The 11,691-nt window shown below is 57.2% G+C and carries 13 protein-coding genes; 4 read left to right on the forward strand and 9 right to left on the reverse strand.

Annotated elements, in window-relative coordinates; translation table 11 throughout:
- Positions 1-125 precede the first annotated feature (125 nt).
- The 5 genes from AB4Y89_RS07230 to AB4Y89_RS07250 form a co-directional block, all read right to left on the reverse strand.
- Positions 126-512 carry a cupin domain-containing protein gene (locus AB4Y89_RS07230; RefSeq protein WP_442300233.1) on the reverse strand — a complete coding sequence of 129 codons (387 nt, stop codon included), beginning with the start codon at positions 510-512 and terminating at the stop codon, positions 126-128.
- A 183-nt stretch (positions 513-695) separates the two neighbouring features.
- Positions 696-1,526 (reverse strand): SDR family oxidoreductase, encoded by an 831-nt coding sequence (locus AB4Y89_RS07235; protein ID WP_442300234.1) that lies wholly within the window; start codon positions 1,524-1,526, stop codon positions 696-698.
- Between the two features lie 210 nt (positions 1,527-1,736).
- A complete protein-coding gene (locus AB4Y89_RS07240) occupies positions 1,737-3,068 on the reverse strand; it encodes a peroxidase family protein (RefSeq protein WP_442300235.1) in 1,332 nt (443 codons plus the stop codon).
- 10 nt (positions 3,069-3,078) lie between these two features.
- A complete protein-coding gene (locus tag AB4Y89_RS07245; RefSeq protein WP_442300236.1) occupies positions 3,079-3,654 on the reverse strand; it encodes a TMEM175 family protein in 576 nt (191 codons plus the stop codon).
- A 61-nt stretch (positions 3,655-3,715) separates the two neighbouring features.
- Positions 3,716-4,066 (reverse strand): Rieske (2Fe-2S) protein, encoded by a 351-nt coding sequence (locus AB4Y89_RS07250; protein ID WP_442300237.1) that lies wholly within the window; start codon positions 4,064-4,066, stop codon positions 3,716-3,718.
- A 177-nt stretch (positions 4,067-4,243) separates the two neighbouring features.
- Here AB4Y89_RS07250 and AB4Y89_RS07255 point away from each other — a divergent pair, with 177 nt between their 5' ends.
- Positions 4,244-5,335 (forward strand): ferritin-like domain-containing protein, encoded by a 1,092-nt coding sequence (locus AB4Y89_RS07255; protein ID WP_442300238.1) that lies wholly within the window; start codon positions 4,244-4,246, stop codon positions 5,333-5,335.
- Between the two features lie 140 nt (positions 5,336-5,475).
- Here AB4Y89_RS07255 and AB4Y89_RS07260 read toward each other — a convergent pair whose 3' ends face one another.
- Positions 5,476-6,099, reverse strand: a complete 624-nt coding sequence (locus tag AB4Y89_RS07260) for a response regulator (protein WP_442300239.1) — start codon at positions 6,097-6,099, stop codon at positions 5,476-5,478.
- Between the two features lie 200 nt (positions 6,100-6,299).
- Here AB4Y89_RS07260 and AB4Y89_RS07265 point away from each other — a divergent pair, with 200 nt between their 5' ends.
- From AB4Y89_RS07265 to AB4Y89_RS07275, 3 genes are all read left to right on the forward strand, one after another.
- Positions 6,300-6,611, forward strand: coding sequence for a hypothetical protein (locus tag AB4Y89_RS07265; RefSeq protein ID WP_442300240.1), 312 nt, complete (start codon positions 6,300-6,302; stop codon positions 6,609-6,611).
- A gap of 185 nt (positions 6,612-6,796) precedes the next feature.
- Positions 6,797-7,693, forward strand: a complete 897-nt coding sequence (locus tag AB4Y89_RS07270; protein ID WP_442300241.1) for a sigma-70 family RNA polymerase sigma factor — start codon at positions 6,797-6,799, stop codon at positions 7,691-7,693.
- Between the two features lie 265 nt (positions 7,694-7,958).
- Positions 7,959-8,228, forward strand: a complete 270-nt coding sequence (locus AB4Y89_RS07275; protein ID WP_442300242.1) for a hypothetical protein — start codon at positions 7,959-7,961, stop codon at positions 8,226-8,228.
- 23 nt (positions 8,229-8,251) lie between these two features.
- Here the strand turns inward: AB4Y89_RS07275 and AB4Y89_RS07280 are convergent, their stop codons facing one another.
- The 3 genes from AB4Y89_RS07280 to AB4Y89_RS07290 all read right to left on the reverse strand — a co-directional run bounded on the left by AB4Y89_RS07280 (position 8,252) and on the right by AB4Y89_RS07290 (position 11,646).
- Entirely contained in the window at positions 8,252-8,767 is a 516-nt protein-coding gene (locus AB4Y89_RS07280; RefSeq protein WP_442300243.1) for a hypothetical protein, read from the reverse strand.
- 65 nt (positions 8,768-8,832) lie between these two features.
- Positions 8,833-10,029, reverse strand: coding sequence for a VWA domain-containing protein (locus AB4Y89_RS07285; protein ID WP_442300244.1), 1,197 nt, complete (start codon positions 10,027-10,029; stop codon positions 8,833-8,835).
- A gap of 72 nt (positions 10,030-10,101) precedes the next feature.
- Complete coding sequence (locus AB4Y89_RS07290) at positions 10,102-11,646, reverse strand: DUF5060 domain-containing protein (protein ID WP_442300245.1); 1,545 nt, start codon at positions 11,644-11,646, stop codon at positions 10,102-10,104.
- Between the last annotated feature and the right edge of the window lie 45 nt (positions 11,647-11,691).

Raw genomic sequence — 11,691 nt, forward strand, 5'->3', positions numbered from 1 at the left:
ACGGTGCTCCCACCTGAATTATCCATCCTCACAGGAACTAATTGATAAAGACCCGAGCGGAGTTTTCATTACGGAAAACGCCCATAGATGCAGAAGCCCTACACGACACCTACAGGGAAAATGCTCTAGTTCACAGGCGTCACTACCGGAGCGCCCTTCTCCTTCACGAGGAAGACCACGAACTTTGCCGGTTTCGTCTTGCTTGCGTTGCGGCCGACGGAGTGGATATCTTCCGGGCCTTCATAGAAGGTCTGACCGGGAGTCAGCGTCACTTCCTTGCCGCCCTTCACCCGCATTACGATCGAGCCTTCCAGCACATAGACGAACGCATGCGCATAGTGACGATGTACCGGGTCTGAACTTCCCGGCGGATACACCACCGTGATCATCAGACCTTCTTTGTTGATGTCCTTCAGATCTTTCGACATCAGTTCCGAGACCTGAGCTTGCTGTGCCACCAGTAAGCCGGGCGTGAACCACGCCAGGCACAACACTAATTTTGCGAACGTCATACTTCGCCTCCTCACTTAAAGCATTTTCCCTGTTACTGGGTATCCCGGAAGGGGCATGCAGCGGCGTTTTCATGCGGAAAACGCCCATAGATCCGGAATCCCTACACCACGCCTACAGGGAAAATGCTCTATCGCTTCTTGTTTGTCAGTGATACGAAGCCGGGTCCAAACCCGGCTTCTGTTTCAGCGGGACGCGGCTGCTGCTGCCGCGGGCTGGGAAGCGACATTCGCAGCGGGCTTTGCGGAATCTTTAAGCCACGTATCGAAGCGGATCTCGCCGAGCCGGGCGTTATCGCCGGGAACCAGTGCGCGCTCATCGACTTCGATTCCGAAGTAACCGGCGGCAGGGTCGGCGACGACTGTGCGCGAATCGTTACGCGCGCTAAGGCCCTGCTGAACAAACTCATCGAGACGGAACTGCTGCGGACCGCCGACTTCGACAATGCCATTGACCGCAGGACCGACAGCAATTCTGCCAACGGCGCTTGCGACATCCTCAGCCGCCATGGGTTGAATGAGCACCGGCGCTACACGAACAGTCGTTCCAGCAGTAGAAGCATCGGCGATACTCTTGACGAACTCAAAGAACTGGGTCGCATGAACGATGGAATATGGGATTGAAGATTCGGCGATGAGCTTCTCCTGCATGAGCTTTGCACGGAAGTATCCACGGATCGTCTTCTCCGCATCAGACGGCTTTTTCTGAGCGATGCGATCGGTTCCGACGACTGACAGTGCGACATGATGCCGAACACCCGCAGCCTTCTCATACTGAATGAGGTTGTTGGTAGCGGTGGTAAAGAACTTCATCGCCTCCGCTTCTTCAAAGGAAGGAGAGTTCGATACATCGACAACCACCGAGGCGCCTTTCAACACTTCAGCGAGTCCCTCGCCCGTGAGCGTGTTGACACCTGAATTGGGTGATGCTGGTACGGCCTCGTGACCGTGCTCACGAAGCTTGCCGACAAGCTTTGATCCGATAAGGCCGGTTCCGCCAATCACTACGATTTTCATAATGTTCCCCTTCGTTTCCCGAACGGCCATTTCAGGGCGGCTGTTCGTGCCAGCTAAGACCGAACAGGGCCGCGTTTTGTGACAGGCGGCTCGCCATTAGAGCATTTTCCCTGTTGCTGGGTATCCGGGGAGGAGCGTGCAGCGGCGTTTTCATTGAGGAAAACGCCCATAGATGCACAAGCCCTGCACTACACCTACAGGAAAAATGCTCTAGCCGACAAGTCGTTCAATGAGCGTTTTTGAGGGCTGCCACTCCGGGGAGCTCCGTCGAAACGACGTCTCATCCGCATCGATGAGTCCAACCAACACTTCGGCCACGATCACGCCGCCAATTGGGCCGAGGCGATTTCCACCAGTCCGGATATCAGCTTCGCGAAGGATGTAGTACCAGAGGGGCGTCTCACCGTGCCAACCGGTAGAGGCGATGCCCACTTCCTCTTCAGTAAGCGGAGTCACGCCAAGATGCCGCGCAACGGCTTCGCCTGACGGTAACCCGACGCCTTGCCCCCGTTGCAGATCGCGGACAGCGAGCGAGTGATATTCGTCGATTTCGACGTCTCCGGTGAGGTCTACCGGCAACCTGATGAGAGATGACACGAGCTTCCCATCAATCTTCTTGGAGCGCTGTGCGGATGTCGTACCCGGGCGATCGAAGAACAAATTCCAGTCAACCATCCGACTCCGCGATACCGGGCGGAAACCCAGGAGGTCAGGAAAGAGTGGCACAGGTTCGGTCTGCAGGTTCAGTTGGTAAAGGTGACGGATCTGAGAGTGCCCGTAGCGATAAGCTGCGTCGGCAAATTCCAGTGGAATAAATCCCCGATGGCCAGGACGAAACCATTGCGGGCCATCTCGGAGCACCTGCTCCGCAARCTCCTGCCCGACAAGGACAGGCAGAAACTCGTTGACGACACTCCATTGATAGTGCCATCGCAACTGCCGGGCCGCTTCATCGAACACCCGATCGTTCGCTACGCCTGCGAGCCTTGCTTCCTCAACAAACAGATTGTGAGCCTTGAGCATGGCGAGATGCAGTTGCGACATCAGCAGATGCGAATCGTTGCGCGGATCGCCGATCAGCGCGATGCCCTCTGCGTTGCGTTGGAGGTCTGCTCCATCTGCACCTAGCAGGAACTTCGCCGGATCGTTGCGCTGATAGAGAAATGGATGGCCAACAGGTCCGTCGCCATACAGGCATTCGAGGTTGAGCTGCGGGCTGCGGGCATTGCGCAGCTCCGCCGTGTTGGTACGGGCGCTTAAACCAGACCGGTCCGCCGTGATGTCGTGCGCCACAAACTGGCCTAAGATCGGCCAGCCGGCCGTGGTCTCGCCCAGGGATTCAGGCGAATCGCTGACTTCTCCGCAATCGCAGATGCCGCCGGCACGGCCGAGTGCGTGCAAAAACGATTGCTCCGCCCGGAAAGACGGAAGCTCCGGAAACAGTCGTGCGTAATTTGCAGGTGCAAGTGGCGCATCGATTGCCACGCGCGCCCGGGCGAGCGACAAGCAGTGGTTTGGAACGAATGCTGTGCTTTGACTCATACCCACCTCTTCATATAGCGAGGCGCTTTTCGATGCGCCGGTCCGGAATCAGCCAGATCAGAGCCGCAATCGCAAAGATCGCCTGCCCAATCCATGAGGAATAGAACGTTGCGAGGATTGCCAGTAGATACAACAGCAGCGACAACTTCCCTTTCCAATCACTTCCAATAGCCTGTCGTAAAAGTGAATCCTGCCCTTGCGAGCGAATGATTGCCTGTTGAAGAACGTAGTAGGCGACTGCAGCCATGAAGAGCACTCCGCCATAGAGCGCGGTGGGCACGCTGGTGAAGTGGTTCTCGCCCATCCATCCGGTAGCAAACGGGAGCAACGAGAGCCAGAACAAGAGATGCAGATTGGCCCAGAGAACTCCACCTGTTACTGCCGTGCACAGGTGAAACAGATGATGATGGTTGTTCCAGTAAATGCCGACATAGATGAAACTCAAGACGTAGCTCAAAAACACAGGCAGGAGCGGTCTCAGGTTCTCAAGACCGCCCCCATGCGGCACCTTTAACTCCAGCACCATGATCGTGATAATGATTGCGATGACTCCATCGCTGAATGCTTCCAGCCTTCCTGCGGTCATGTCTCCGTGCCCTTTCTCGCACTTGAGCATTTTCTCCTAAGGGTGTACCAGGAGAATTGCTTTAAACCGCTTCCACTTGTCCGATCTCGCCTTCCACAACCACGCGATACGTCTTAAGTGGATCTACGGCGGGGCCGCGCAACACGGCGCCGGAACAGACATTGAACTGAGAACCATGCCACGGGCATGTCACGGTCGATCCATCGAAGCTGCCCTCATTCAAAGGCCCCTGCCTGTGTGGGCATTTCGCCTGCGTCGCGCAGAAGCTCCCTGCAGAGTTAAACACGACGGCATCGCCAACCAGCAGGGACGAACCCGCGGGCACGTCTTTGACATGAAACTGGTTCCCTTTCGGGGCTTCAGTTTGCGTGGAAGAGCTTGTGGTGTCCGCCAACTGCGATTTGATTTCCATGGCGTGCCTTTCAGGATTTGAAGTATGGACGACGCCGCGCAACCGCACATTGTCGCCAGCTAAGACAAGACAGCCCATCCAAATGTGACATCGGTCTCTTCGCGCCCGCCTCCCAAGCAGCATGTGTCACAAATCAAAGCTCTACCCGGTCATTGCTGCGAGGTTGAACCATTGCCCATGAAACCATCTGATTCGACATCCACCATGGAGACAGCACCCAGCGCCGGTTCCATCACAACCCTGGAGGGCCTTCGGGAGCACCTGCAGTGGGCGCTTGAGCTGGAGCACTCGACCATTCCGCCGTATCTCTGCGCGCTGTATTCCATTAAGGCCGGGCATAACACCGAGGCCATTGAGGTGCTGAACAGCATTCTTGTCGAGGAGATGCTGCACCTTACCCTCACAGCCAATCTTCTGAATGCGGTAGGCGGGCAGCCGAGGCTGGACACGCCGCAGATGCTGCAAAGCTATCCGCGACCATTGCCGCACAGCGCCGATTCTTTTGAGATCCCGTTACTCCGCTTCAGCCCGGAGGCGCTTGAGACGTTCCTCGAGATTGAACAACCGTCGCCCAAGACCGGACCGGCCGAGGGTAATCACTACGAGACCATTGGCCAGTTCTATGAAGCAATCGAACAGGGATTTCGCGACCTGTCGACGAGCCTGGGTGAGAGGAATGTCTTCTGCGGTGATCCGGCTCGGCAGATCACGAACCATCCCTTTTATAGCGGAGGTGGCAGCATTGTAGCGGTGAACGATCTTGCTTCCGCACTGGCGGCAATGGCAGAGATTGTCGAGCAAGGCGAAGGCGCCGGCCACTCACAAGTATGGGACGGAGATACTGATGTCTTCCATCCGGAGCGTAATCAAGTCGCCCATTATTACCGGTTCCAGGAGCTGAAGCTTGGTAGGCGATATCGCCGCGGCGACACTCCGCGATCAGGTCCTACCGGCGATCCGGTAGCTGTCGATTGGAGCGCTGTACACCCTATGCGTGCCAATCCGAGATCCGATGATCACCTTTCCGGCACCCCAGTACGGTTGGCCCAGGAGGAGTTCAACCGTTCCTATTGCATGCTCCTGCAGCTCCTCGAACAGGTATTCAATGGAGCACCGCAGATGCTTGGAAGCGCGTTTGGAGGAATGTACACCTTGAAGAGTCAGGCACAGAACCTGATGCAGATGGCCAACGAAGATGGAGAGACAACAGCCGGCCCCTCTTTCGAATACGTTGCACCGGCGCTACGAACAGTGGACCGCAATCATTGAGACGAGGTAAGCGGTATGGTGAAGGTACCTCAGCGGCCGAAGCCGCGTTTTTCTTAGCTTAGGTATGGCATGGCTGAAGCCATGCCCTTTAAGCAAAACAAAGAAACGTCTCTTGTTCGCGCAACGTACACCAAATCACACTAGCCGTCGATAAAGCCACGCTTGATCGCAATGGTTACCGCATGCGTGCGGTCGTTTGCGCCAAGTTTGGCGAGAATGCTTTTCATGTGCCCTTTGATGGTGGCCTCAGAGACGGACAACTGCACTCCGATAATCTTGTTGGAGTTTCCGTTGGCGACATGTCGCAACACTTCGATCTCTCGCTCGCTCAGCGCGTCCTGGGTCATATGCTCTGCCAGTTCAGCCGCTATTTCCGAAGGAATCCTTCTCTTTCCGGCGTTCACGGCGCGGATCGTCTCCAGCAGGTCCTTCCGCAACATGCTCTTGAGAAGATATCCGGAGGCTCCTGCCTTCAACGCACGAAAGGCCTGCACATCCCCCTGGTAGGTCGTAAGCACAACGAACCGGGCATCTGGAAACTCAGACCTGATGGCAACGATGGTCTCGATGCCATTCATCCCCGGCATCTGCAGATCCATCAGGGTGACATCGGGGTGGTGGCGGCGAAAGAGCTCAATCGCCTCCTGCCCATTCGCCGCTTCCGCGACAAGCTCCACGTCCTGCTCACCTTCTAGTACGGCGGCGATTCCTTCACGCAGCAGAGGATGGTCGTCCACAGTGAGAACCTTAATGATCTTTGTCACGGTTTATACCTCCACTCTGCTTTCGGAAAGTCCTGACATCTAACAATACGCCGGAAGCTCCACGCATCCAGTCTCCGAATGGATAAGGAACGCACCCTACTTTCGAGATTGCCCGGCAGCCCTGCGGTCGTTAGCCTTCGGATGTGCAGCGACTCTTTTCAATGTTTCCTACCGGGTTGGTGGGGGCGGCGCTCCTGGTATTGCGAGTCTCGATAGCCACCTCATTGCTCATCCATGCGGCCGACCGCTGGGCCCAGGTGACCTCCTGCTGGATGACGATTGGATTTGCCCTGACTGCATTGCCGTTATGCCTTGGTTTGTTCACGCCATATGTCGCTGTATTCTCGGGAATACTGCAGCTCCTGGCGCTTATGTCCGATGGAGGCAGTCGCCCTCAGCTCATTACATCGATCGTCGACAGCGGAGTACTCTCAGTTCTGGGCCCAGGCGCCTACTCGATCGATTCCCGGCTCTTCGGTCGAAGACTTCTCGAACTCCCTCCGAAAAAGTAGTACGCCTGTCACAGAACGCAGCAAAAGAGGTTGACGCAATAGCCCTCTGTTGCTTCACGGTAGGACGAGTGGCGTTCTCCCAGTATCCGAAAGAGGTGGATTTGCCAGCACGAATGGGGATGTTGGTTAAGCCGCGACGAGCCGGATACTCCAATCAAAAGCAGCCCTAGAGAGGAGATCCCCCAATGACTCAGCTTGAGAAAGTCCAGTACACAGCAGATGGCTTTCTATCTCCGACCGATTCACGTTTCAAATGGAATACCCAGACCAGTGACTACGACGACGGCCTTTCGGCGTTTCTCAATTTGCGGCGCAATTTATTTGGCGTCGCCTATCGCATGTTGAGAAGCGCCGCCGAGGCAGAAGATATCGTTCAGGACGTCTGGCTGCGATGGCAGGCAACAGACCGGAGCCTGGTGCTCGATCCTCCGGCATTCCTGATGACGATCACAACCCGTATGTGCATCAATTTGTGCAAGTCCGCCCGCTCGCGCCGTGAGACCTATGTCGGGACATGGTTTTCAGAGCCGGTTGATCCAACTACAGATCCCTGCCTGGGCGCAGAACGCAAGGACGCATTGAAGACCGCGGTCCTGGTTCTCCTCGCGAAGCTCCGTCCGACAGAACGTGCTGTGTATGTCCTTCGCGAGGCCTTTGACTACTCCTATTGCCAGATCGCAGAGATCCTTCAGATGAAGGAAACCAACGTTCGCCAACTGCTCACCCGTGCTCGGAAACATATCGCGGCGCGGCGGCCTGCGGCGGTGAGTTCGGCGGAGCGGAGGCGTTTTCTGGCGGCCTTTACCGCTGCAGCCCAAAACGGAGATCTGGTCAAATTGGAAGGTCTCTTCGCCCCAGATGTCGTTCCGGACGAGAGAGAAAATACCTCGACCGAGCCTGTGGAACAAAGTCTGACATGCTGTCACAAAACAGCGGAGTACACGGTCTTAACCAGCACAACCGCCCGTTGTGAGGCTTCCGATCGGAATGAAGGTCTCGATCACGTGGAACTGGAAGCCGCAAACATCCCTCTACTGGCTGCACAAGGGCAGGTTCACGCTGTAAGTATCGTCTGCAAATAAAACGAATACTGCTTGTTTGGCTGAGAGATTGTCACGCCCGCTACGGGGGTGTGGTTACGGCATGCGCACGCGGGGGAGCTGGGTTTTCGCGATTTCTCCAGCTTGTCCCCGGTGAAGGAGAATCGCAGGCAACCGGGGAACTCTGCGTGCTGCATTTAAAAATGATCAGTCACTTTTGCTCTTGTCTTAACTCTTGTCCGGGATGTGTATCTCGTGGTTCAATTACCGACCCAATACGCGGCGCACGCAAGAAGGAGGATGACGGATGGATATCTACACACGTACCGATGAAACCATTCTGATCCAGACGGATACTTACTACGAAGAACAGGCCGGCCAGGAGGAGGTATATCTCGAAGAGACAGAGGAAGAACTACGCATGATCTTATGCGCGGACGATTCGCCCTCACCGCAAAGCGAGTGTGTCAACGAAGAACAGGGTGAGGCAATCGAAGAGCTTATTACCGGTGATGCCGACGATCCTCCCCTCAGCGAACAGACCGTCAGGGAGATGCTTGAGATATGCCCTGAGTGACCCGGGCAGGGAGGGGAGCAGCTCTAAGGCTTACACAGATCCTGTTCTGTCATCGCCTTCAACAGTGGCCTGGTCGGAAAACTCCAGCTCGTATCGCGATCCTTGAAGACCGTCATCGTGGTCGTCGATCCCATGAACTTTAGATAGAAGTCCACCGGTTCCATATTGCCGGAGTGCGCGCCCGGGCGGTTGTACAGGAACTGGTTGTTACGTACTTCCACCCACTCCCGCCGCATCGGCTTATAGGCATCGAAGGTAAATGTCAGCTTCGTCGGCGGCGGAGTCTGTTCCGTGGCCTGTTGCTCATGCGGCATCCAGAAGGCAGGGGTTTGCCCGATCTCAAAGAAAATATCCGCCTGCTTCACACCCTCTACCGTCTTGGTGCACTGTAAGGTCAGCCAGGCATCTTCCGGCTGGCCTCGTACACTGATCCGCGTCCATGCGGCGCGGCTGGTGGCGGCCACTCCGCTGGTCACAGAAAGATTAGGCGCCTGGGCCATGGCGGCACAGGCGAACAGCATCCAGGCAAAGCGGCGCATATGGCCACTTTAGAGCATTTTCCCTGTGGCTGGGTATCCCGGAAGAGGTGTGCAGCGGCGTTTTCCTACCGCGAAGGCTCGCCGACGTAGTAGCCATCGCGCGTCTGCACGAAGAGTTTGTTGTCCTTCGTCGTCAGGTCGATCTGGTGGTAGCCGTCGCTTCCGGTCGCCTGGTCCGGAGTGAACTCGATACGGTACTGGCTGCGGAGCTCGCGGGCGATCTCCTTATATATCTCGTCGACCGGATGCTTCTTGCTGACCTCGAAGACCTGACCGCCAGTCTCCTGCGTCATGCGTTCCAGCACTTTCTTGCCGTCTCCGTCGCGGCTCCCCGCCCCAGAGCCGGTCCCGGAGCGGCCACCTGGACCAGGCCAGCTGCCACGAGGTCCCCCGCCGAAGCCGCGCTGCCCGCCGCTCTCTTCGCCCTTGTAGTAAATCGCGTAAACGATCGTGTCGGAGCGCTGTGCGGCTTCCAGGGAGCGCGTCAGCGTTACCTTGCTGCCGCGGTCCTCACCGTCGGTTAGCAGGATCAGCGCCTTGCGGCCAGTCTGCTTCTTCATCAGCTCATCGCTGCCCAGAAAAACAGCGTCGTACAACACCGTTCCGCCGCCGGCGAAGCCACCACGTCGGCCTTGGCCGCCTCCCTGCCCACCGCGACGGCCGCTGCGGCCACCGCCACCGGGAAACTGGAAGAAATTCTGCGATCCTCTGCGGTCGTCATCGGGCGGAGGCCCGCCATTCCGATCTCCTGGATCCCGATCTCCTGGCCCACCACCGCTTCCGGGCCGGTCGCCCTCAAGCCGCTTCAACCCTTCCTGCAGCTTGCCCCGTTCATGTGTCAGGTCGGCCAGCAGGTCAGCCTTGTGACCGAACTGAATAACGAACGCGCGATCGTCGTTCGAGGTGAGCATATCGTCCAGAAACGCCGAACTTGCGCGCCGCTCATCGTCCAAACGGCTGGAGACGCTGCCGCTGACATCCACCAGAAGTCCCAGGGTCAACGGCAGGTTGGCGTCATTGGTGAAATAACGAATCTCCTGGGGCTTGCCGTCGACCTTAAGGTTGAAATCTTCCTTCTTCAGGGTCAGGACGAGCGCGCCCTTCTTGTCATGCACCACCGTGGGGACATGCACAAGCTTTGCTCCAACACCCTGAATCGGCTTAGGCGACTCAGGGGCACGCAAAATCTGGGCACGCAAAACCTGGGAACACAGCACACACGAAGAACCGAGGACGAGGGAAAGGAGCAGTCTGCGCGCCATGGCATCTTTTTTAGACGGTCGCGCGCAGAAGTAGACTACAAGCCTATCTCGGCGCTGAGGCCGCCCTCGTCTTTAAACTCTCACGAACCGGACCGCCATATAGGGCTTCCCGGTCAGCTTCACCCGGCTCTTCCCGCTGAACTCTCCGGCTACCGGGGTTATGGTCATGGCCCACGGGTCGATCAGCTCAGCGCGGTACTTGCCCTTTTCCGGCAGTAGAAAGTCGTAGTACAGCGGCTCATGGAAGTCGAAGTAGAACAGGAACGATTCATCCTGATTCCGCTTCGCGCTCGGGTAGTACGGCGGTTCGATCTGGGTAAATCCGATCTGATTCCCACCTGCAGCGGCGGTCTCCTCGATAATCTTTCGCAGAAAGCCGATGCGGGCTGGACTCGTTCCTTTCAACGTGCCACCGTGCGACCACCACAGTACAGCCTTGTCGTTCTCAATATCGCCTTCGGTCACGTATGTCTCGCCGTGCCCGGGGTAGACTCCCGCGACGATGCACAGCCAGAAACGCCGTGTCATCTCCTCGCCCGACAGGTTGCCCCAGCGCGAGTTGATATTGCCTTCATACATGCACTCGTCGAAGATGACCGGTTTACGCCACGACGAGCGCCAGTTCGCCGCCTTGTCGAAGGCGTAGTCCTGCACACCGGCGTGAGTGCACCAGACACGGCTGTAGTCGTACGGAGCCTTGCTGTAGTGGATCGACCGCAGACGCCCATATGGATCGCTCTCGGTCACAATCTCCGCATAGCGGTCCCAGTCCCCGGAGTTCTTCTTCTTCATCAGGTCGAACTCGTTGGCCAGTGACCACCATACGTTGCGATACGCCGCAAAGCGCGCGATCACATACCGCAGATAACGATCGTCGACCTCCGCCGGCATCTCCTGGAAGCCCCAATGATCGTAGGGATGAAAGAGGATCAGGTCGGCTTCGACATTCATTGCCCGCAGATCGATAATGCGCTGCTCGATGTGGCGGAAGTACTCCGGATTGAAGCGGGAGTAATCATTCGTTTCGCCCTGGCGCTGAAACGGGAAGCGCGGCGGAACCCCATGGTTGTACTGGTACCACTTGGGGAAGATGCACATGCGCATCTTGTTGAATGGCCCTGTCTTCAGCGCTGCCAGCGTCTCACGTTCACGCTCTTCTGTCTGGTGCACCCAGGCATAGCAGGTAGTTCCAAACGGAAAGTACGGTGTGCCGTCGGCATAGCCGAAGTGAAAGGTGTCACGCACGCTTACCGGGCCATGGTTGCTCCCGACTGCGGGCGCCACCTCCAGGGCTCCCGTCTTCCCTTTCAGCGCAGCCGCATTGCTGTCGGTGGTGTAGTTCCAGGCGCCGACGGAGTCCGGCATGAAGCGCACCTTATAAACGCCGTCGCCGTCGTAGAAGCCGTCGATGGTCATCTCACGGCCGCCCTTGCGGAAGGTGGCTTTCACCCAGACGTCCAGGAAGGGATTACCTTCCTTCGGGCCATTCAGTGTGATTTCAAAGACGTCCCAGCGTTCGACCTTCGTAGCCGGTTGTGCCGGTGCAGCCATACCGTTCGTCGATATACCGGCAACCATGGCGGCGCCACCAGCCTTCAGCATCTCTCTGCGATTCATGCCGACAAGTTTACTTGCATATGCATAAAGATGCATAGAGGAACG

Source organism: Terriglobus sp. 2YAB30_2 (assembly GCF_052114765.1).
In the GTDB taxonomy this organism is placed as follows: Bacteria; Acidobacteriota; Terriglobia; order Terriglobales; family Acidobacteriaceae; genus Terriglobus.